Source organism: Pseudarthrobacter sp. AG30, assembly GCF_003116525.1.
In the GTDB taxonomy this organism is placed as follows: domain Bacteria; phylum Actinomycetota; class Actinomycetes; order Actinomycetales; family Micrococcaceae; genus Arthrobacter.
The window spans coordinates 399,745-421,886 of record NZ_QEHL01000003.1; the positions used below are offsets into that span (position 1 = coordinate 399,745).

The 22,142-nt window shown below is 66.0% G+C and carries 18 protein-coding genes; 2 read left to right on the plus strand and 16 right to left on the minus strand.

Annotated elements, in window-relative coordinates; genetic code table 11:
* Nucleotides 1–128 precede the first annotated feature (128 nt).
* From secG to DC347_RS05165, 16 genes are all read right to left on the minus strand, one after another.
* On the minus strand, nt 129–386 hold the full coding sequence (gene secG / locus DC347_RS05090; RefSeq protein WP_018761260.1) for a preprotein translocase subunit SecG: 258 nt from the start codon (nt 384–386) through the stop codon (nt 129–131).
* 48 nt (nt 387–434) lie between these two features.
* On the minus strand, nt 435–1,250 hold the full coding sequence (gene tpiA, locus DC347_RS05095) for a triose-phosphate isomerase (protein ID WP_109044630.1): 816 nt from the start codon (nt 1,248–1,250) through the stop codon (nt 435–437).
* Between the two features lie 102 nt (nt 1,251–1,352).
* Nucleotides 1,353–2,579: a phosphoglycerate kinase gene (gene pgk, locus DC347_RS05100; protein ID WP_109044631.1), complete on the minus strand. Its 1,227-nt coding sequence runs from the start codon at nt 2,577–2,579 to the stop codon at nt 1,353–1,355.
* A 10-nt stretch (nt 2,580–2,589) separates the two neighbouring features.
* Complete coding sequence (gene gap, locus DC347_RS05105) at nt 2,590–3,600, minus strand: type I glyceraldehyde-3-phosphate dehydrogenase (protein ID WP_018761257.1); 1,011 nt, start codon at nt 3,598–3,600, stop codon at nt 2,590–2,592.
* A gap of 259 nt (nt 3,601–3,859) precedes the next feature.
* The gene (locus DC347_RS05110) at nt 3,860–4,486 is read right to left on the minus strand and encodes a superoxide dismutase (protein WP_026264449.1); all 627 of its coding nucleotides are present in this window, start codon (nt 4,484–4,486) and stop codon (nt 3,860–3,862) included.
* Nucleotides 4,487–4,585: 99 nt separating this feature from the next.
* Nucleotides 4,586–5,566, minus strand: coding sequence for a DNA-binding protein WhiA (whiA, locus tag DC347_RS05115; RefSeq protein ID WP_015937022.1), 981 nt, complete (start codon nt 5,564–5,566; stop codon nt 4,586–4,588).
* 9 nt (nt 5,567–5,575) lie between these two features.
* Nucleotides 5,576–6,592: a uridine diphosphate-N-acetylglucosamine-binding protein YvcK gene (gene yvcK / locus DC347_RS05120; RefSeq protein WP_018761255.1), complete on the minus strand. Its 1,017-nt coding sequence runs from the start codon at nt 6,590–6,592 to the stop codon at nt 5,576–5,578.
* Nucleotides 6,592–7,515, minus strand: a complete 924-nt coding sequence (gene rapZ / locus DC347_RS05125) for an RNase adapter RapZ (protein ID WP_018761254.1) — start codon at nt 7,513–7,515, stop codon at nt 6,592–6,594. The genes yvcK and rapZ overlap by 1 nt, the downstream gene beginning before the upstream one ends.
* A 68-nt stretch (nt 7,516–7,583) precedes the next feature.
* On the minus strand, nt 7,584–9,584 hold the full coding sequence (gene uvrC, locus DC347_RS05130; protein WP_018761253.1) for an excinuclease ABC subunit UvrC: 2,001 nt from the start codon (nt 9,582–9,584) through the stop codon (nt 7,584–7,586).
* Nucleotides 9,585–9,628: 44 nt separating this feature from the next.
* The gene (locus DC347_RS05135) at nt 9,629–10,297 is read right to left on the minus strand and encodes a 1-acyl-sn-glycerol-3-phosphate acyltransferase (protein WP_026264445.1); all 669 of its coding nucleotides are present in this window, start codon (nt 10,295–10,297) and stop codon (nt 9,629–9,631) included.
* Nucleotides 10,284–11,000: an HAD hydrolase-like protein gene (locus tag DC347_RS05140; protein WP_026264444.1), complete on the minus strand. Its 717-nt coding sequence runs from the start codon at nt 10,998–11,000 to the stop codon at nt 10,284–10,286. Before DC347_RS05140 ends, DC347_RS05135 begins: the two co-directional genes overlap by 14 nt.
* An 82-nt stretch (nt 11,001–11,082) precedes the next feature.
* A complete protein-coding gene (gene uvrA, locus DC347_RS05145) occupies nt 11,083–14,007 on the minus strand; it encodes an excinuclease ABC subunit UvrA (RefSeq protein WP_109044632.1) in 2,925 nt (974 codons plus the stop codon).
* 47 nt (nt 14,008–14,054) lie between these two features.
* Nucleotides 14,055–14,435 (minus strand): GntR family transcriptional regulator, encoded by a 381-nt coding sequence (locus DC347_RS05150; protein ID WP_018761249.1) that lies wholly within the window; start codon nt 14,433–14,435, stop codon nt 14,055–14,057.
* Entirely contained in the window at nt 14,432–16,243 is a 1,812-nt protein-coding gene (locus DC347_RS05155) for an ABC transporter ATP-binding protein (RefSeq protein ID WP_109044633.1), read from the minus strand. The genes DC347_RS05150 and DC347_RS05155 overlap by 4 nt, the downstream gene beginning before the upstream one ends.
* On the minus strand, nt 16,240–18,027 hold the full coding sequence (locus tag DC347_RS05160; protein WP_165837976.1) for an ABC transporter ATP-binding protein: 1,788 nt from the start codon (nt 18,025–18,027) through the stop codon (nt 16,240–16,242). Before DC347_RS05160 ends, DC347_RS05155 begins: the two co-directional genes overlap by 4 nt.
* A gap of 137 nt (nt 18,028–18,164) precedes the next feature.
* Nucleotides 18,165–18,944, minus strand: a complete 780-nt coding sequence (locus DC347_RS05165; protein WP_109044705.1) for a trans-aconitate 2-methyltransferase — start codon at nt 18,942–18,944, stop codon at nt 18,165–18,167.
* 96 nt (nt 18,945–19,040) lie between these two features.
* On the opposite strand from DC347_RS05165, the gene DC347_RS05170 reads away from it, so the two are divergent.
* Nucleotides 19,041–21,584 carry an RNA helicase gene (locus DC347_RS05170; RefSeq protein ID WP_109044635.1) on the plus strand — a complete coding sequence of 848 codons (2,544 nt, stop codon included), beginning with the start codon at nt 19,041–19,043 and terminating at the stop codon, nt 21,582–21,584.
* Nucleotides 21,585–21,610: 26 nt separating this feature from the next.
* Nucleotides 21,611–22,126 (plus strand): GNAT family N-acetyltransferase, encoded by a 516-nt coding sequence (locus tag DC347_RS05175; RefSeq protein WP_018761244.1) that lies wholly within the window; start codon nt 21,611–21,613, stop codon nt 22,124–22,126.
* Nucleotides 22,127–22,142: the final 16 nt, after the last annotated feature.

Here is a 22,142-nt window from a genome sequence, read left to right on the forward strand (position 1 = left end):
CTGCCTCGAAGCGGATGGCCGGTTTCGGCAGCTTAAACGCAACTGTGGCCGCCGGTAAACCGACAGCCACAGTTTAGATGCCCGATCCGGGCAGCGGGAGGGCCTCTGGACCCTAGTCAGCGGGACCCTTAGGAGTCGCCACCGCCGCTGAACCGCATAATCAGGCCGAGGGCAATGATTACCACGCCCCACGTAACGCCCAAGACGATGGTGAAACGGTTGAGGTTTCGTTCGGCTACCCCGGAGGAGCTAAGGCCCGAGCTCATGCCGCCGCCGAACATATCGGAAAGCCCGCCGCCGCGACCCTTGTGCAAGAGGATCAGCAGCGTCAGCAGGAGGCTGGTGATGCCCAGGAGGATCTGCAGGATGACATGAAGAACGTCCACGACGGCCTTTCGGAAGTTGGGATGGCGGGAGTTTGTACTGGCGCCGGACTAGTCCGTGACCAGGTGGCTCTCGAACCTGACAATATTAGCAAACTCGGCAGGATCAAGGCTGGCACCGCCCACCAGGACCCCGTCCACGTCGCGCTCCTGCAGGATGGCGGCGGCGTTGTTGGCCTTGACCGAACCGCCGTACAGCAGGCGGGTCTTGGCGGCAACGTCCGCACCGAAGAGGTTGCCGAGCTCCGCCCGGATCGCAGCGCACATTTCCTGCGCATCCTCGGGGCCCGCGACCTCGCCGGTGCCAATCGCCCAGACGGGCTCGTAGGCGACCACCAGTTCGGCGGCCTGGTTGTTGGTGAGCCCTGCAACTCCGGCGCGGAGCTGCTGGAGCGTGTGTTCCACATGGGTTCCCGCCTGGCGGATTTCCAGGCCCTCCCCGACGCACAGGACCGGAGTGACCCCATGCTTGAAAGCCGCCTTGACCTTGGCGTTCAGGACGTCGTCGGACTCGTTGTGGATGGTACGGCGTTCGCTGTGGCCCACCAGGACGTAGGTGCAGCCAAGCTTGGCGAGGAATTGGCCGGAGATGTCGCCGGTGTAGGCTCCGGAGTCGAACTGGGAAAGGTCCTGGCCGCCGTAGGCCACCTGCAGGTCATCGCCCTGGACCAGAGTCTGGACGCCGCGGAGGTCCGTGAACGGCGGGAAAACGGCAACCTCGACCCGGCTGTAGTCGTGCTTGGCATCGGAGAGGGTCCAGGCCAGCTTCTGCAGGAGGGTGATGCCCTGCACGTGGTCCATGTTCATTTTCCAGTTGCCCGCGATGAAGGGCTTGCGGTCGAAGGCGCCGTTCGTTGACGTAGTCACGTGATCTCCATAAAAGTCTTGATATGTGTGCGGCCGGCAGGCTGCCGCGGGCAACCTGCCGGCCGGAGGACTGTTCAGTCCGATACTGCTGTGGCAGTTGTGCTACCGGTCCAGGACGCTGAGGCCGGGAAGCTCCTTGCCTTCAAGGTATTCCAGGCTTGCACCGCCGCCAGTGGAAATATGGCCGAACTCGTCGTCTGCGAATCCCAGCGTACGCACCGCAGCCGCGGAGTCGCCGCCGCCCACGACGGTGAAACCCCCGGTTTCCGTCAGCGCCTGCGCGATGGCGCGGGTGCCGGCGGAGAACGCCTCGAATTCGAAGACGCCCATGGGACCGTTCCAGAAGACCGTGCGGGCTCCCTTGATGCGCTCCGCGAACGCGGCAGCGGTGTTGGGGCCGATATCCAGGCCGATGCCGTTGGCACCGAAGCTGCTGCCTTCGATGGCCTCCGCCGGCACCGTTTCGTGCGCGGCGTCGGCAGCAAACTTCTCTGCCACCACGACGTCCGTGGGCACGACAAACTCGGTACCCGCATCCGCGGCCCGCTTGAGGTAGTCCTGGACCACGGGGATCTGGTCTTCCTCCAGGAGGCTGGAGCCCACCTTGTGACCGGACGCTGCCAGGAAGGTGAACAGCATGCCGCCGCCCACCAGGATGGTGTCGGCTTTGCCAAGCAGGTTGTCAATGACCGCAAGCTTGTCGGAGACCTTGGAACCGCCGAGCACCACGACGTAGGGACGCTGGGTGTCGGTGGTCAGCTTCCGAAGGACTTCCACCTCCGTACGGACCAGGTCGCCCTGGTATGACGGCAACCGGGTGGCGACGTCATAGACGCTGGCGTGCTTGCGGTGGACGGCGCCGAAGGCATCGTCCACGTAAGCGCCGTTGTCTCCGGTGAGTGCCACGAGTTCGTCGGCGAAGGCGCCGCGTTCGGCGTCGTCCTTGCTGGTCTCCCGGGAGTCGAAGCGGACGTTCTCCAGGACCAGCACTTCGCCGTCCTGCAGGGCGGCAGCAGCCTCCTTGGCGGCACCACCCACGGTGTCAGCTGCCAGGGTGACCTTGAAGTCCGCCAGCTCGGCGAGGCGGTCCACGGCGGGGCGAAGGGAATACTTGTCCTCCGGGGCGCCCTTGGGGCGTCCGAGGTGGGCTGTTACCAGCACGCGGGCACCGGCGTCCGTGAGCTTTGACAGCACTGGAAATGAGGCCTTGATGCGGCCGTCGTCAGTGACTGTAGAGCCGTCGAGCGGCACATTCAGGTCACTTCGAACCAGAATGTACCGCCCGCGGACACCTTCAGCGATCAGTTCGTTGAGGGTGTGAGATGTCATGTGTCTAACCCTAGCCCAGCTTGGATGCCACGAGCTCCGTGAGGTCGACGAGGCGGTTGGAGTAGCCCCATTCGTTGTCGTACCAGGAAACAACCTTGACCTGGTTGCCGATGACCTTGGTCAGGCCGGCGTCGAAGATCGAGGACGCGGGGTCGCCAACGATGTCGGAGGAGACGATGGGCTCGTCCGTGTAGGTCAGGAAGCCCTGCAGTTCCTCGGACTCCGAGGCGCGCTTGAGGGCGGCGTTGACTTCCTCCACGGTGGTCTCGCGGGAGACGGTGACGGTGAGGTCGGTGGCGGAGCCGGTGGGCACGGGGACGCGGATGGCGTAACCGTCCAGCTTGCCCTTGAGCTCGGGGAGGACAAGGCCGATTGCCTTGGCGGCGCCGGTGGAGGTGGGGACCATGTTGATGGCCGCAGCACGCGCACGGCGCAGGTCCTTGTGCGGGCCGTCCTGCAGGTTCTGGTCCGCGGTGTAGGCGTGCACGGTGGTCATGAGTCCACGCTCAATGCCGAATTCGTCGTTGACCACCTTGGCCAGCGGGCCGAGGCAGTTGGTGGTGCAGGAGGCGTTGGAGATGATGTTGTGCGTGGCGTTGTCGTAGAGCTTGTCGTTGACGCCCATCACAATGGTGATGTCTTCGTCCGAGGCCGGAGCTGAGATCAGGACCTTCTTGGCGCCTGCATCGATGTGCTTCTGGGCGTCTGCTGCCTTGGTGAAGAACCCGGTGGATTCGATCACGATGTCCACGCCCAGTTCGCCCCAGGGGAGCTTGGCGGGATCGCGTTCGGCCAGGACCTTGACGACGTTGCCGTTGACGACGATGTTGCCGTCCTTGACCTCGATGGTCTCCTTCAGGCGTCCGCCGACGGAGTCGTACTTGAACAGGTGGGCCAGGGCTTCGGGGCTGGTGAGGTCGTTGACGGCAACGATCTCCAGGTCCGCGCCTTGTGCAAGTGCTGCGCGGAAGTAGTTGCGGCCAATGCGGCCGAAGCCGTTGATACCAATACGGGTCGTCACTTTTACAGTCTCCTTGGTGCTTTGAGAAGCACTACTAGTTGAGCGGGCGTTCAAGCCAACTAACAGATCCCGCACGCCATTGGGCAGAGATGATTAACACGGAGGGCGACCAGCCTCATTGCTGAAGGCTAACCGCCTTCCGTGACCCATCTTACGTTTAACTGGGTCCGCCCCCGCAAGTGCGGGGGCGGACCATCCACATCCCGGCCGGTTTAAGTCAGAATGTGAAGTTTGTTACGTCGATGTATAACGCAGCTCACTACGGGAGGGTGATGAGTCCCGTGGCGTTGGCGCGTGCAGCCTCGAAGCGCTGGGCGACGTCGGCCCAGTTGACGATGTTCCAGAATGCCTTGACGTAGTCGGCCTTGACGTTGACGTAGTCCAGGTAGAAGGCGTGCTCCCACATGTCCAGCATCAGCAGCGGCGTGGTGCCCAAGGCAACGTTCCCCTGCTGGTCGTACAGCTGCTCGATGACCAGGTTTCCACCGATGGGTTCGTAGGCCAGGAAGCCCCAGCCCGAGCCCTGCAGGCCCAGTGCCGCGGCGCTGAACTGGGCGCGGAACGCATCGAAGGAACCGAACGCGTCGTCGATGGCAGCTGCCAGCTCGCCTTCGGGCTTGTCGCCGCCGTCCGGGGACAGGTTGTTCCAGAAGACCGAGTGGTTGATGTGGCCGCCGGTGTGGAACGCGAGGTCCTTGGAGAGACGGTTGATGTTGGCGAAGTCGCCCTTTTCCCGTGCTTCGGCAAGCTGAGCCAGTGCGTTGTTGGCGCCGGTGACATAGGCTGCGTGGTGCTTGCTGTGGTGCAGCTCCATGATCCGCGCAGAGATGTGCGGCTCAAGGGCGGCGTAGTCGTACTTGAGTTCGGGCAATACGTACTCAGTCACAAAATCCTCCAATATCGTGGACACGCGGTCCGGTTGGTGACTCTCGGATTGTGCATCCGGGCGTCTGGCGCCCGGAATCTTTTTGATTCTATGGGGCGCTTACTCGTCCAGCATTTCCGGCGTCACATTGGCGTCGGTTCCGGGAATGCCCAGGTCAAGGGCGCGTTTGTCCGCCATGGCCAGGAGCCGGCGGATCCGGCCGGCAATCGCGTCCTTGGTCATCACGGGGTCGGCCAGCCGGCCCAGTTCGTCCAGGCTGGCCTGTTTGTGCGCCACGCGCAGTTCCCCGGCGTATTTCAGGTGGTCCGGAACGTCGTCGCCGAGGATCTCCAGGGCCCGGTCCACCCGGGCGCCTGCGGCCACCGCGGCCTGCGCGGAACGGCGCAGGTTGGCGTCGTCGAAGTTGGCGAGCCGGTTGGCCGTGGCACGGACTTCCTTGCGCATGCGGCGTTCTTCCCAGACCATCAACGCGTCGTGGGCGCCCATCCTGGTCAGCAGCGCCGCGATGGTGTCGCCGTCGCGGATGACCACGCGGTCCACTCCCCTGACCTCACGCGCCTTGGCCTGGATGTCCAGGCGGCGGGCCGCCCCGACCAGGGCGAGGGCCGATTCGGGCCCCGGGCAGGTGACCTCCAGCGAGGACGACCGTCCCGGTTCCGTCAGTGAGCCGTGGGCCAGGAACGCCCCGCGCCATACGGCTTCGGCATCGGCCGCCGAGCCGTTGACGACGGCGGACGGCAGCCCCCGCACCGGGCGGCCCCGGCCGTCCAGCAGGCCGGTCTGCCGGGCCAGTGCTTCGCCGTCGCGGACCACACGGACCACGTAGCGGCTGGCGCGGCGCAGTCCACCGGCCGAGACCACGATGATTTCGCTCTGGTGTCCGTAGACTTCGGCGATGGCGGCGCGGAGCCGGCGGGCCGTGGACGCCAGGTCCACTTCCGCTTCGATGACGATCCGGCCGGAGATGATGTGCAGTCCCCCGGCGAACCGGAGCATGGCGGAGACTTCCGCCTTGCGCACTGATGACTTCTTGATGTCCAGACGGGACAGTTCTTCTTTGACTGATGCTGTCAGTGCCATGGCACCTTCCTAACTGTTCCCAAAAATGTCCTGGTACGCCGTGGCCAGCCGCAGTGGCTCGTGGACTGGGCGGCGTCCCGACGCCCCTACTTTACCCAAGACCACCTCCGCTCCAATCATGGCGGCGGCCTTCTCGAACTCCTGCCGGTCGGGTACTGAAGCGGGATCGGCGAGGACCACGTCCACGCTGAACTCCGGAGCGTAGCGCCGGAGGACGTGGAGATGGTCGGCGGCGCTCATGCCCGACGTTTCTTTGGTATCGGTGGCAAGGTTCATGGTCAGGCAGCGCTTGGCCGGCGTGCTGCACAGTGCCTGGCGCATCTCGGGCAGCAGCAGGTGCGGCAGGACCGAGGTGTACCAGGACCCCGGGCCCAGGACCACCCAGTCCGCCAGCTCGATCGCCGTCAGGGCCTCCGTGCAGGCCGGCGCCGATTTCGGCAGGAGCCGCACTTCTTCGAGCGACCCGGCGACGGCGCAGCGCGCTTGCCCGTGGATGGTCTCCAGCCCCGTTCCGCCGCCGGGGGTGGTGACGCGGACGTCGCCTTCGATCGTGAGCGGGACGGTGGACATGGGCAGCACCTGGCCACGGGCGCCCAGCAGCGCACCGGCCCACTTAAGTCCGGCGACGGCGTCGCCCAGCAGTTCCCACAGGGTGACGATCAGCAGGTTGCCCATGGCGTGTTCATCGAGGGAACCGCCCGGGCCTTTGCCGGCGCGGAACCGGTGCTGCATGACGTCGCGCCAGGTGCGGCCCCAGTCGGTGTCGTCGCACAGGGCGGACAGGGCCATGCGGAGGTCGCCGGGCGGGAGCACGCCGTACTCCTCGCGCAGGCGCCCGGACGAGCCGCCGTCGTCCGCCACGGTGACAATTGCGGTGAGCTCGGAGGTGAGCAGGCGCAGGGCCGACAGGGAGGCCGCGAGGCCGTGTCCGCCGCCCAGTGCTACAACGTTGGGGCCCTTGTCCTGGCCGGGCGACGTACCGCCGGCCGGTGGCACCAGGGGCAGGGCGCCGGTGAAAAGGGCCATTATTCGCGGCCCAGATCCCGGTGCGCGGTGGTCACGGTGACGCGCGGGTACTGGGCGAGCTTCTTGGAAAGCTCGACGGCGACCGCGACGGAGCGGTGCTTGCCGCCGGTGCAGCCAACGGCAATCGTGGCGTAGTGCTTGTTTTCCCGCCGGTATCCCTCCAACACGGGCTCCAGCGCGAGGACGTAGCGGTCCACGAAGTTCTTGACCCCTTCTGCCTCAAGCACGTAGTCACTGACGTCCTTGTCCAGGCCGGTCAGGGGGCGCAGCTGGGGCACCCAGTGCGGGTTGGGAATGAACCGCACGTCGGCCACGTAGTTGGCGTCCACCGGGAGGCCGTACTTGAAGCCGAAGCTCATGACGTTCAGGCGCAGGGCCACGGGACCGGTTTCGCTGAACAGCTCCGTAATGGCCGTGGCGAGTCCGTGGACGTTGTAATTGGAGGTATCGAGCACGACGTCGGAGCTGTCGCGCAGCTCCTGCAGCAGCTCGCGTTCCGCGGCGATGCCGTCAAGGATACGGCCCCCGCCCTGGAGCGGGTGGGGGCGGCGGCCCTGTTCGAAGCGCCGGACCAGGACGTTGTCGCTGGCGTCCAGGAACAGCACCCGGAAGGTGACCCCGCTGGCGGCGAGTGCGCCCAGTGCGGACCGGATGTCGGCGAAGAGTCCCTTGCTGCGGACATCGATGACCACCGCGAGCCGGGGAATGGACTGGGGAGCGTGCGAGACGAGTTCGGCCAGGGTGCCGAGCATCTGCGGCGGCAGGTTCTCCACGACATACCAGCCGTGGTCCTCCAACGCGTCGGCGGCGGTGCTCCGCCCGGCGCCGGACATTCCGGTGACCACCAGCAGCTCCGCTTCGAGCGGCTTGACTGTCTCCAGCCCGTCCTGCCCGTCCTCGGATCCCGCCGTCGTGTCTGCCATGAAGTCCGCCCCGTTTCGTTGTTGTGCCAGGGGCCGCCGCAGTGGCGCCGCCCCGTCACTTACCCTAGCTAAGTTTCAATGATTTCGCCGGTGGCCATGTTAATTGCCGGGACGGACACGGCGTCGTCCGTGCCGGTGGCAAAGTGGTTCACGATGGCGCCGGCCAAGGCAGGTCCGATCCCCTTGGCTTCGGAGAGCTCTTCCACGGTGGCGGCCTTGACGCCCTTGACCGAACCGAAATGCGCCAGCAGGGCCTTCCGTTTGGACGCGCCCAGGCCCGGGACGGCGTCAAGCGCGGAGACGGTCATGGCCTTGCCGCGCTTTTGCCGGTGAAAGGTGATGGCAAAGCGGTGGGCCTCGTCACGGATCCGCTGCAGCAAGTACAGGCCTTGGGAAGTTCGGGGCAGGATCACCGGAAAATCGCTGTCCGGCAGCCATACTTCCTCCAGCCGCTTGGCCAGGCCCACCACGTAGACGTCATCGATGCCCAGCTCGGCCAGGGCGCGCGCTGCCGCGTTTACCTGCGGCTGGCCGCCGTCCACCACCACAAGGTTCGGCGGGTAGGCGAATTTGGCCTTGGGCGCCGGCGTGGTGGTGTCCAGCACTGCGTCCCCGGCCACAGGGTCTTTCCCATCCGCGGCAAGGAGGGATTCATCCACCTGTGCGGACTTGTCCTGCAGGTAATGGCGGAAACGCCGGGTCAGGACGTCATGCATGGCCGCCGTGTCGTCGGAGGCGGCAGGCCCGGTGATGGAGAACTTGCGGTAATCGGACTTCTTGGGCAGGCCGTCCTCCACCACCACCATGGAGGCCACCACGTTGGTCCCCTGGACGTGCGAAACGTCGAAGCATTCGATCCGGAGCAGCGGAACGGGCAGGTCAAGGGCTTCCTGCAGTTCCTGGAGTGCCTGCGACCTGACGGTGATGTCACCGGCACGCCGGGTTTTGTGGAGCTTGAGCGCGTGCTCGGCATTTTCTCGCACAGTGGACATCAGCGCCGCCTTGTCTCCGCGCTGCGGGACGCGGATGTCCACTTTGGCCCCGCGGATGCCGCCAAGCCAGGTGGCGAGGTCCTCCGCGTTGCTGGGTGCGACAGGGACCAGGACCTCGCGCGGCAGCCTGCCGTGGGTCTCGCCGTCTTCGCCGTAGACCTGCTGGAGCAGGTGCTCCACGAGGTCCGGGGTGGTGAAGTCCTCCACCTTTTCCACCACCCAGCCGCGTTGCCCGCGGATCCGGCCGCCCCGGACGTGGAACACCTGGACTGCGGCTTCGAGCTCGTCCTCGTGCAGGGCGAAGACGTCGGCGTCGGTGTCTTCGGACAGCACCACGGCGTTGCGTTCGAAGACTTTGCGCAGGGCGGCGATGTCGTCGCGCAGCCGCGCGGCGTGTTCGTAGTCCAGTTTCGCCACGGCGTCGGCCATCTGCTTTTCCAACTTGTTGATGAACCGTTTGGCTTCGCCGCCCATGAAGGCGCAGAAGTCGTCGGCCAGCGCCCTGTGGTCGTCCGGCGAGATCCGGCCCACGCAAGGTGCGGAACATTTGTCGATGTAGCCCAGCAGGCACGGGCGGCCGCTGGCTTCGGCCCGTTTGAAGACGCCGGCACTGCAGCTGCGCACAGGGAAGACGCGCAGCAGGGTGTCCATCGTTTCGCGAATGGCACCGGCGGTGTAGGGGCCGAAGTAGCGGGTACCCTTCCGCTTGTCCCCGCGCATGACCTGGACCCTGGGGTATTTTTCGCCCATGGTGACGGCGAGGTAGGGGTAGGTCTTGTCGTCCCGGAACACGACATTGAACCGGGGCTTGAATTCCTTGATCCAGGTGTACTCAAGCTGCAGCGATTCCAGTTCGCTGCCCACCACGGTCCACTCGACGCTGCTGGCCGCGTGGACCATGGCGTAGGTTTTCGGCAACAGGCCCGCCGGGTTGGCAAAGTATGAGTTCAGGCGGGACCGGAGGCTCTTCGCCTTTCCCACGTAAATCACCCGCCCATGCGGGTCACGGAACCGGTAGACGCCCGGGTTGGTGGGGATTTCACCGGTTTTGGGCCGGTAACTTGCTGGATTTGCCACCTATCAAGTCTACTAAGGCGCGCCGGGCATCTGCGCCAGCACGGCTACTCGGCGGACTTGCTCTGGTTGTAGCTGGTGGAGCGCTCCTGGCCGGTCAGGGCAGCGATCGCGTCCATGATCCGGTCCGTGACCTCACGGCGCGCGGGCAGCGAGTGGTCCGGGCCGGTCTTATCGAAGTACAGCGGCTCCCCCACCTTCATGGTGAAATGCTGTGGCCTGACACCCTTTTCGCCGGCCCGCTGGAGTTTTTCGGTCCCGATCAGGCCCACCGGAATGACCGGTGCCCCGGTGGTCAGCGCGAGCCAGCCGACGCCGGTGCGTCCGCGGTACAGGATGCCGTCGCGGGACCGGGTGCCCTCAGGGTAGATGCCGATGCCGCGGCCGGACTCAAGGATGTCCAGGAGTGTCTTGAGCGCCTGGACGCTGGCTGCCTGTTCGCCGCGCTCCACGGGGATGGAACCCACTGATTCGAAGAAGGCCTTCATGACCTTGCCTTTGACGCCTCCGGTGGTGAAGTACTCGGCCTTGGCGAAGAACGCGACCGGGCGGGGCATCAGCGCCTGGACGATCACACTGTCAAAGAAGGACAGGTGGTTGGGGGCCACGATGAAAGGGCCGTCGGAGGGGACATTGTCCAGGCCGACGACGGTGGGGCGGCAGGTGCCGGAGATGAGGTTCCGCGTCGTCCAGCGGACGGCATCAAACATTTCCATTGTTGCTCACCCCGCTCATGGCCGCGGTGTGGACGGCTTGCAGCCGTTCGATGACTGTGACCAGTTCCTCACCAGTGCTGACGACGGCGACCGACCCGGCCTCTTCAAGTTCGCCGTCTGGCGCGAATCCCCAGGCCACGCCAATACAGTCCAGGCCGTTGGCAATCGCTCCGGAAACGTCCTGTGCCCGGTCCCCCACCATGATGGCGTGTTCGGTATCCAGGTCCCGCAGGGCTGCGGCAATGATCTGGGTCTTGCCCAGCGGAACGCCGTCCACGGCAGCCTCGTCGTCGGCGGACCCGTGGATGCCGTGGAAGAAGCCGTCGATGCCGTGGTGTGCCAGTACGGTGTGCGCAAGGCGCTGCGGCTTCTGGGTGGCCACGGCAACGGGCCGTCCGGCCGCTGCGAAGGATTCGAGGATTTCCTGGATTCCGGGGTACAGCCTGCTCTGGGCGATTCCGGTGGAGACGTAGTGTTCCCGGTAGCGGCGGACCACCTCTTCAAGGCGGTCCGCCGGCACCTTCGCTACGTTGAGCAGTGAGTCGCTCAATTTGGGGCCGATCATCGCATCCAGCAGGTCCTGGGCGGGAACCGGCAGCCCCAGCCCGCGGAGGGCCGATGCAATGCCTTCTGTTATTCCACCGGCCGGGTCGACAAGAGTGCCGTCCAGGTCAAAGATCACGGGCACTGTTGTTGAAGTCACCGGGTTAGTTTCTCACGACAGCGCGAGTGCCTGAAACTCGCATTCCCGTACAGGAATATTTCCGGACAGATTCCTCTGCTGGTCAGCCCAGTATTTCTGCCAGGAACTTCCCCGTATGGCTGGTGCTGGACTTGGCGACCTGCTCCGGCGTTCCCGCCGCGACGATCTGGCCGCCACCCGAACCGCCGTCGGGCCCGAGGTCCACGAGCCAGTCCGCACTCTTGATGACGTCCAGGTTGTGCTCGATGGTGATCACCGTGTTGCCCTTGTCCACCAGCCCTTGGAGGACCATGAGGAGCTTGCGGATGTCCTCAAAGTGCAGCCCCGTGGTGGGCTCGTCCAGGACGTAGATGCTGCGCCCGTTGGACCGCTTCTGCAGCTCGGCCGCGAGTTTGACGCGCTGCGCTTCACCGCCGGACAACGTGGTGGCGGGCTGGCCCAGCCGCACATAGCCCAGTCCGACATCCACCAGGGTGTTCAGGTGGCGGGCGATGGGCGAGAATGCCGCGAAGAACTCGGCGCCCTCCTCGATGGGCATGTTGAGGACGTCAGCGATGGTCTTGCCCTTGTAGTGGACTTCCAGCGTTTCGCGGTTGTAACGGGCACCGTGGCAGACCTCGCAGGGGACGTACACGTCAGGCAGGAAGTTCATTTCGATTTTCAGCGTGCCGTCACCGGAGCATGCTTCGCAGCGGCCGCCCTTGACGTTGAAGGAGAACCGGCCCGGCAGGTAGCCGCGAACCTTGGCTTCGGTGGTCTCCGCGAAGAGCTTGCGGATGTTGTCGAACACTCCTGTGTACGTGGCCGGGTTGGATCGGGGGGTGCGGCCGATGGGGCTCTGGTCCACGTGGACCACTTTGTCCAGGTGCTCGAGGCCCTGGACGGTCTTGTGCCGGCCAGCCACCTGCTTGGCGCCGTTGAGCTTGTTGGCGAGCACCTTGTAGAGGATTTCGTTGACGAGCGTGGACTTACCGGAACCGCTCACGCCGGTCACCGCAGTAAAGAGTCCCAGCGGGAAGGCGGCGTCGACGTTGACGAGATTGTTCTCCCGGGCGCCCACCACTTTGATTTCGCGCTTTTTGTCGTACTTCCGGCGCTTTTTGGGCACGGCGATGGCCTTGCGGCCGGACAGGTAGTCGCCGGTCAGCGATTGCTTGTTTTCCAGCAGCTCCTTGTAGGTTCCGGAGTGCACCACCTGGCCGCCGTGTTCTCCTGCGCCCGGTCCGATGTCCACGATCCAGTCAGCCACGTGGATGGTGTCCTCGTCATGCTCAACCACGATGAGGGTGTTGCCCATGTCGCGGAGCCGGGTGAGGGTTTCGATGAGCCGGCGGTTGTCGCGCTGGTGCAGGCCGATGGAGGGCTCGTCCAGGACGTACAGCACGCCCACCAGGCCGGACCCGATCTGGGTGGCGAGCCTGATGCGCTGTGCTTCGCCGCCGGAGAGGGTGGCTGAGGGGCGCTCGAGGTTAAGGTATTCGAGGCCCACATCCAGCAGGAAGGTAAGCCGCGCCTGGATCTCCTTGAGGACCTGGTGCGCGATCTGCGCTTCACGTCCGGTCAGGACCAGGGTGTTCAGGAACTCCGCACAGTCCCGCATGGGCAGTGCCGCTACTTCGGCGATGGACTTGCCGTTGATGAGGACCGAGAGCGAGGCCGGGTTGAGCCGGGCACCGTTGCAGGAAGGGCATGGGACCTGGCGCATGTATTCTTCGTAGCGGTCGCGGGCCCAGTCGGAATCGGTCTCGCCATGCTTGCGGTGGACGTACTGGATGGCACCCTCGAAGCCGGTGCTGTATTTGCGTTCCCGGCCGAACCGGTTCCGGTACTGCACCACCACCTTGTGGTCCTTGCCGTGCAGGATGGTCTGGCGGACGTCCTTGCCGAGCTTCTCCCACGGCGTGGCCATGGAGAAGCCCACTTCCTTGGCGAGGCCTTCCAGGAGACGGTTCCAGTATTCGGTGGTGGCGGTTCCCAGGGACCATGGCGCGATGGCGCCTTCGGAGAGCGAGAGTTCCGGGTTGGGAACGATCAGTTCCTCGTCCACCTCCAGCCGGGTACCGATGCCGCTGCAGGCCGCGCAGGCACCGAAGGGGTTGTTGAAGGAGAACGAGCGGGGCTCGATCTCGTCGATGGCCAGCGGGTGCTCGTTGGGGCAGGCGAGGTTCTCGGAGAAAGCCCGGATCCGTCCGGGATCGTCGGCGTCAAGATCCACGAACTCGGCCAGGACGCGGCCTTCCGCCAGCCCCAGGGCCGTCTCGATGGAGTCGGTGAGCCGCTGGCTGATGCCTTCCTTGACCACGAGGCGGTCCACCACTACCTCGATGGTGTGCTTGAACTGCTTGCCCAGCTTGGGCGGATCGCTCAACTGGACCAGGTTGCCGTCCACCCGCGCACGGGAGTAGCCCTTGGCGCTGAGCTCTTTGAAAAGGTCAACGAACTCGCCCTTGCGGCCGCGCACCACCGGCGCCAGGACCTGGAATCGGGTTCCGTCTGCGAGTTCCAGGAGCTGGTCCACAATCTGCTGCGGCGTCTGCTTGGATACCGGCTCACCGCATACGGGGCAGTGCGGCCTGCCGACACGTGCCCACAACAGGCGCATGTAGTCGTAGATTTCGGTGATGGTGCCCACGGTGGACCGCGGGTTCTTGCTGGTGGACTTCTGGTCGATGGAGACCGCCGGAGACAGCCCTTCGATGAAGTCGACATCGGGTTTGTCCACCTGGCCCAGGAACTGGCGCGCGTAGGCGGAGAGCGATTCGACGTAGCGGCGCTGGCCTTCGGCAAAGATGGTGTCGAACGCCAGGGACGACTTTCCGGATCCGGAGAGGCCTGTGAAGACAATCATGGCGTCACGGGGCAGGTCCAGGTCCACGTTGCGCAGGTTGTGCTCCCGCGCGCCCTTCACGACGAGCCTGGAGAGGTCCGGGCGCTGCGGGACGGCAGCGGGGGCGGCGGTGAAGGAGGAGGCGGGGGCAGAGGTTTCTTCAGCTACGGCTTTAGGCACCCCATAATGCTAATCGAAAACTTCTTCGAACATGCGCGGTTCCGCCCTCAGGGAACATCGTAGGCGGCCGCCAGCAGCTTGACGGCCTCCGCGAAGCTGGCCCCCTGCGCCTTGGCCACGTCCGCGTACGCCGCCGCGGCGGCGGCCAAGCCGCCGAGCCTCTCATCCCGCGCCGAAACCACCGTGCCATTCCGCCCGCGGGTGGCTACAATCCCCGCGGCTTCGAGCTCCTTGTAAGCCCTGGCCACGGTGTGCGGGGCGACGTCGAGCTTTTCCGCCAGGGCACGCACGGCCGGGAGCCTGGTGCCCGGGGCAAGCGCGCCGTTGTCAGCAAGGTGGATGACCTGCAGCCGCAGTTGCTCGAACAGCGCCACGGTGCTGGCGGGATTCGGCCGCCAGGCGCCGGGGAAGTCCGCCGGGGCGCTCACAGGCCACCCTCCAGGACACCGGCGCGGCCGTCACGGGCGGCGAACTGTGCGTTGTAGAGCGCGGCGTAGTAGCTGTTGGCGGCCAGGAGGCTCTCGTGCGTTCCCTGCTCAACGATGCGTCCATGGTCCATGACCAGAATTAGATCAGCGTTCCGGACCGTGGACAAACGGTGGGCGATGATGAAACTGGTCCGGCCGTTCCGGAGCCGTTGCATCGCCTGGCGGATCAGGAGCTCGGTCCTGGAATCCACCGAGCTGGTGGCCTCGTCCAGGACCAGCACCGAGCGTCCGGCCAGCTGCGCCCTGGCTATCGTGATGAGCTGCCGCTGTCCTTGGCTGAGGGGCTCGCCGCCGTTTTCCAGTACGGTGCCGTAGCCGTGGGGCAGGGACCGGATGAAACGGTCGGCATGGGTGGCCTCCGCGGCGGCGACGACGGCGTGGTCCGAAGCCTCCGGAAGGCCATAGGCGATATTTTCCCGGATGGTCCCGGCGAACAGCCAGGCATCCTGCGGAACCACGCCGAACCGGGAGCGCAGCTGGTCGCGGGGAACGGAGGAGATGTCCTGCCCGCCAATGGAGATCCGGCCCGAGGAAGGCTCGAGGAAACGCATCAGCAGGTTCACCACGGTGCTCTTGCCGGCACCGGTGTGTCCCACGATGGCCACCGCCTGCCCCGGATCAACCGTGAAGGTGAGGTCGCGGACCGCGGGAACCGAACCAGGATAGCGGTACGTGACATCATCGAAAACGATGCGGCCGGCAACCGGCCCGGCCGGTGCCGTGCCGGCCGGTTCCGGGGCGTCCTCCACCGCGTCCAGGAGTGCGAAGACTCTTCCAGCCGACGCCGCACAGGACTGCATGACGCTGAGCAGGCCGCCAATCTGCCCCACGGGCTGGGTGAACAGCCGGCTGAACTGGATGAACGCCTGGACCCCGCCAATGGTCATGGACCCGGACAGGATCTGCAGGGCTCCCACGACCGCCACCGCAATGTAGTTGAGGTTGGACATCAGGACCATCAGCGGCTGGACCACGCCCGCGGAAAACTGGGCCTTGCGGCCGGCCCGGGCCAGCCGTGCGTTGCTCTGGCCGAACACTCCCGCGGCCTGCTCCTGCCAGCCAAAGGCCTTGACCACCTCGTGGCCGCTGATGAATTCCTCCACGTGCGCGTTGAGCTCGCCGGTCTCCTTCCATTGGCTGGCGAAATGCTCCTGCGAGCGGCGCGCCACTAGCACGGTGATCCACGTCGAGACCGGGACGGTGGCAACGGCAATGGCGGCGAGCAGCGGCGAGATCCACAGCATCATGGCCAGCGAGCCGCACAGCATGAGGACGGAGACGATCAGTTGCGTCAAGACCTGGTTCAGGGCCTGGGCAATGTTGTCGATGTCGTTCGTGGCGCGGCTGAGGACGTCGCCCCGGGACCGCTCCCGGAAGTATGTGGACGGCAGGCGGTGCAGCTTGTCCTCCACCGAGGCGCGGAGCCTGAACATCAGGCCCTGGACGGCACGGGCCGTCAGCGCCCCCTGGATCCAGTTGAACAGTGAGGCGAGCACGTACATGCCGGCTACAACAGCGAGCAGGGTGCCGAGGCGCTGGTCCAGGCTGCCTTGGGCGACGCCGTCCACCACCAGGTCCGTGGCGTCACCAAGATACTTGGGAGCGGCAACGTTGAGGCCGGCGAAGGCGCACGTGGCGCCGACGGCGCCCAGGACCCGCAGCCGGAAAGGGCGGAGGAGGCCAAGGAGCCTCGCCGCGGTGGGCCGGAAGGAGTGGGCAGCAGCCACGGCTTCGCCGGCCGCCGTCACAGGGGGCCGTCCAGCGCGAGCTGGGACTCGGCGATTTCCCGGTAGGTGGCCGAGTCCTGCAACAGCTCCGTGTGCGTTCCCTGGGCGGCGAGCCGGCCGTCGTCGAGCACCAGGATGAGGTCCGCGTCCTCGACGGCGGACAGGCGTTCAGCAACCACGACCACCGTGGCGGCCGCCAAAACCTGGTCCAGTGCCAGCCTTAGCAAGGTGTCGGTGCGGTAGTCGAGGGCGGAGAAGCTGTCGTCGAAAAGGTAGAGGGGCGCCTGGCGCAACAGTGCCCGGGCAATGCACAGCCTCTGGCGCTGCCCGCCCGACAGGCTTGCGCCGCCCTGCCCCACCGGCGTGGCAAGACCCAACGGGAGGTCGCGCATGAACCGCATGGTCTGCGCCGTCTCCAGGGCCGCCCACAGTTCCTCGTCGGTGGCCTCCGGCGCACCCAGCCGCAGGTTATCCGCAATGGTTCCGGTGAAGAGGTGGGAGTGCTGCGGCACGATCCCCATGGCTCCGCGCAAAAGGTCCAGGGGCATGTCCCGGACGTCGCGGCCGCCCACGGTGATGTGGCCTTCCGTGGGGTCGAGGAACCGCGGAATCAGGTTCAGCAGCGTCGACTTCCCGCTTCCCGTTGAGCCGACGATCGCCAAGGTGGTACCCGGTGCTGCGGTAAAGCTGATGTCTGCGAGCACCGGCGCTTCAGCTCCCGGGTAGCAGAAGCCAACCCCATGGAACTGGAGGAGGCCCGGCCCGGGTGCCGGTGCGCCCGCGTCCGTACTCCGGCCGCCCGGCCTGGCTGGTCCATTACCGGCGCCGGGAATCCGGGCCGCCGCGTCGCGGACCGACGGCTCGGTGTCCAGGACAGCCTGGATGCGTTCGGCGCAGGCAGCCGCGCGCGGCGCCGTCATGAGGACGTACATGGCCATCATGATGGCCAGCAGGATCTGCATGATGTAGGCGATGAAGGCGGTGAGGGCGCCGAGGTTCATCAGGCCGTCCTGGATGCGGTGCCCGCCGAACCAGACCACGGCGACCGAACTGATGTTGACCACCAGCATGATCATCGGCAGCATCCCCGCCACCAGCAGCGCAGACTGCAGGTTGTTCGCGGTCAGTCCGGCGTTGGCCCGGGCAAACCGCCGTGCTTCGTAATCCTGGCGGACGAAGGCGCGGATAACATCCACGCCGATGATTTGTTCGCGCAGGATTCCGCCCGAGCGGTCCAGCAGGTCCTGGCCCTCCCGGTAGAGCGGAATCAGGCGGCGCACGATCAGGTACATGATCAGCAGGAGCAGCGGAACGATGACGATCACCACCACGGACAGCGCCACGTCCTGCTGCACGGCCAGGACGATTCCCCCGACGCCCATGGCGGGTCCGGCAAAGAGCATGGTGAAAACCAGGACGGCGAATGCCTGGATTTGCTGGGTGTCGTTGGTGGCACGCGTGGTCAGGCTTTGGGTTCCGAACAGAGCCACGTCCTGTGACGACAACGACTGGATCCGGGCAAAGACTTCCGCCCGCAGCCGGCGCCCGATCCGCATGGCCACCACGGCTCCCAGGTAGCCTGCCCCGATGGCTGACGCCGCCTGTACCACGGCGATGACGGCCATCGCCGCGCCCAGCCTGGATATGGCGGCCGTATCCCCGGCCACAATGCCATCGTCAATGATCGCCGCGTTCACTGTTGGCAGGAGCAGGTTGGCCGCTGCCTGGACCAACTGGAGCAGCACGATGGCCCACACCTGGGCTTGCTGTCCGGCGAGTTGCCGCCTGATAAGACCGACCAGCAAAATACCCCCCGTAGATGCACCCGGTCGAAGCGGGCCGGCGACTCGACCCTAAACCACAGACCACATTGTAAGCCAGATCACTTTTCGCCGCTGTCACGCCTTGTGACCAATGCATCAAACAAGAGTCGTGGCCCGTTTCAGCCGTCCCTGCGTCCGACGGCGAAGATCCTGCGGAACGGAAAGACGGTGCCGTGGGGTCCCCGCGGATAGGCGTCACGCAGCGCTGCGGCGTATTCGGCTTCGAAGCGCTTGGCGTCATCCTCCGCCAACGCGGCCAGGACGGGACGCAGCCCCGTGCCCCGAACCCACTCAAGGACCGGGTCCGGGCCGGGAAGGACCTGCTGGTAGCTGGTTTCCCACACGTCCGCGGCGTACCCGGCGTCGAGCATGATCCCAAGGTAGTCCCCCGGCTCCCCCACGGACTCCCCGCCCCGCAACACCCCGCCAAGCTTGTCGGCCCACGGGGCTGAGGACGCGAGTTCCCGCATCAGTGCGTGCGAGGGAGCGTCGAAATTTCCGGGAACCTGCAGGGCGAACCACGCACCCGGGCCGAGCGCCGCGAGCCATCCCCGCAGCATGTCCTGATGGCCGGGGACCCACTGCAGGGCGGCGTTGCTGACCACGACGTCCGTGTCCGGCGAGGGCGTCCAGTCGGCGATGTCGGCCTGTTCGAACCGCAACGACGGGTGCTCCTGGGCGAGGCGTGCAGCCTTGGCCAGCATTTCCGCGGAGGAGTCCACGCCCACCACGTCGGCCCCGGGCCAGCGGTCGCTGAGCGTCGCCGTCAGGTTGCCCGGCCCGCAGCCCAGGTCAACCACCTTGGCAGGGTGTCCGGCAAGGATCCGGGCGGTGAGGTCGAAGAAGGGCCGGTTCCGGTAATCGCCGAATTGGACGTACTTGACGGGGTCCCATTTCATGAGGTTCTCCAGGTTCTGCTGCGCACACGGCCAGGCCGAGCCTAACCCGGCCATGGGCGGGAGCACGGACACGACGTGGCACTAAGGTGGAAGTCAATGAAACTCCTTGACCAGCTGACCGATCTGTCCGTCCCCAACCAGGCCTCCGCCGTCGACCCGGACGCCCTCTACACCCGGTTCGCGGAGTGGACGGAGAGCCGGGGGCTCGCGCTCTACCCGGCGCAGGATGAGGCAATCATGGAGCTGGCCACCGGGGCGAACGTCATCCTGGCCACGCCCACCGGATCCGGCAAGTCCCTGGTGGCCATCGCAGCGCACTTCCAGGCGATGGCCCAGGGCAGGCGCAGCTATTACACGGCGCCCATCAAGGCCCTCGTATCGGAAAAGTTCTTTGCGCTCTGCGACATCTTCGGCGCGGAGAACGTGGGGATGATTACCGGCGACTCCGGCGTGAACCAGGACGCCCCCATCATTTGCTGCACGGCCGAGATCCTCGCCAACATCGCCCTGCGCGAGGGCTCCGCGGCAGAACTGGGCGCCGTGATCATGGATGAATTCCACTTCTACTCGGACCCGCAGCGCGGCTGGGCCTGGCAGGTGCCGCTGCTGGAGCTTCCGCAGGCACAGTTCCTGCTGATGTCAGCAACGCTGGGGGACGTGACCCGCTTCGAGGAAGGCCTGACGTCCTTGACGGGCCGGCCCACCACCACCGTAAGCTCGGCGGAGCGGCCCATCCCGTTGCACTACTACTACCACCAGAGCCCGGTCCACGAAACGCTGGAAGAGTTGCTGTCCACCAAACAGGCGCCGGTCTATGTGGTGCACTTCAGCCAGCTCGAAGCGATCGACCGCGCCCAGAACCTTATGAGCATCAACGTGTGCACCCGGGAGGAAAAGGACAAGATCGCCGAGCTGATTGCCAACTTCCGGTTCGCCGCCGGGTTCGGGAAGACACTGAACAGGCTGGTGCGCCACGGAATCGGCGTGCACCACGCCGGCATGCTGCCCAAGTACCGCCGGCTGGTGGAGCAGCTGGCTCAAGCGGGGCTGCTGAAGGTTATCTGCGGCACGGACACCCTGGGCGTCGGCATCAACGTCCCCATCAGGACAGTGCTCCTCACCGCCCTCAGCAAGTACGACGGCGTCCGGACACGGCTGCTCAACTCACGCGAGTTCCACCAGATTGCCGGCCGCGCCGGACGGGCAGGCTACGACACCGCCGGGACCGTGGTGGTGCAGGCACCCGAGCACGTCATCGAGAACGTGAAGGCGATGGCGAAGGCCACCGCCAAGTTCGGCGATGACCAGAAGAAGCTGCGCCAGGTGGTGAAGAAGAAGCCGCCTGAAGGTTTCGTCTCGTGGGGCGAGCCGACGTTCAAACGGCTGGTGGAATCCGTGCCGGACCCGCTGACGTCGAGTTTCACCGTCACGCACGCCATGCTGATGAACCTGATGGAGCGGCCCGGGGACCCGTTTGCCGCGGCCAGGCGGCTGCTGACCGAAAACCACGAGCCACGGTCGTCCCAGCTGCGGCTGATGAAGAAGGCGCTGGGGATTTACCGGGAACTCCTGGCCGCCGAGGTGGTGGAACGCATCCCGCCGGAAGAACAGGGACCTGACGGCCGCACCGTGCGGCTGACCGTCCACCTGCAGCCGAACTTCGCCTTGAACCAGCCGCTCTCCCCGTTCGCCCTCGCGGCGCTGGACCTCCTCGACCCGGAGTCGCCGTCGTACGCCCTGGACGCTGTGTCCGTGATTGAGGCGACCTTGGAGAAACCGCGGCAGATCCTCGCCGCGCAGCAGAAGAAGGCCCGCGGCGAAGCGGTGGCCGCCATGAAGGCGGACGGTATCGACTATGACCAGCGGATGGCCATGCTGGACGAGGTCACCTACCCGCAACCTCTTGCGGAGATCCTGGGCGAGGCCTTCGAGGTGTACCGGAAGGCTGCACCGTGGGTGGGCGACTTTGAGCTCGCGCCGAAGTCGGTGGTCCGCGATATGTATGAGCGCGCCATGAATTTCGGCGAATTCGTGCAGTTCTACGGCCTGGCCCGTTCCGAAGGGATCGTGCTGCGCTACCTGGCCGATGCCTTCAAAGCGCTCCGCCAGACCGTGCCCCAGGACATGCTGCGGGAAGACCTTGAGGATCTGACCGCCTGGCTCGGCGAGCTGGTGCGGCAGGTGGATTCCAGCCTCCTGGACGAGTGGGAGGAACTGGCCTCCGGCGCGGCGCCCACGCCGCACGACGCGCCACCGCCTCCCCCGCCGTCGTTGACCTCCAACATCCGCGCGTTCCGGGTGATGGTGCGCAACGAGATGTTCCGCCGCGTGGAACTGTTCGCCGACGAGGACGCCGCCGCGCTGGGTGAACTCGACGCCGGATCCGGGTGGGGTGCCGAGCGCTGGGAAGACGCGCTGGACGACTACTTCGACGAACACGACGACATCGGTACGGGCCCGGACGCCCGCGGGCCGGGCCTGCTCATCATCACCGAGGAGCGCGGCACGTGGAAAGTCCGCCAGATCTTCGACGACCCGGCAGGCAACCACGACTGGGGGATCTCGGCCGAGGTGGACCTGGCCGAGTCGGACGACACCGGGACCGCCGTGGTCAGGGTGACGGACGTGAACCGGCTCTGACGCGGGACCGGCGGTAAGCTCGAGCAATGAGTGTTATCCGCCCCGCCACCCCGCACGACGTTCCCGCCATTCTCCGGATGATCCACGAACTGGCCGATTACGAGAAGGAACCGGACGCCGTCCGGAACACTCCCGAACTGCTGGAGCGGGCCTTGTTCGGCGACAACCCAAGCGTGTTCGCGGCCATGGCTGAGAACACGGCCGGTGAAGTGCAGGGTTTCGCCCTTTGGTTCCTGAACTATTCCACCTGGGAGGGCGTGCACGGGATCTACCTGGAGGACCTCTACGTCAGCCCCGGAGCGCGGGGCGAAGGACACGGCAAGGCGCTGCTGCAGCACTTGGCCGGGATTGCCGTCGAGAACGGCTACGCGCGGGTGGAATGGAGCGTGCTGGACTGGAACGAGCCGTCCATCAACTTCTACCGCCGCGTCGGCGCCGTCCCCATGGACGGATGGTCAACCTTCCGGCTCACCGGCCAGGCACTGGACCGGTTCGGCCGGGCGCAGTCCGGCACCTCCGTCCCCGCAGCCGCGCGTGGCTGAGCGGCACAGCGCGGCA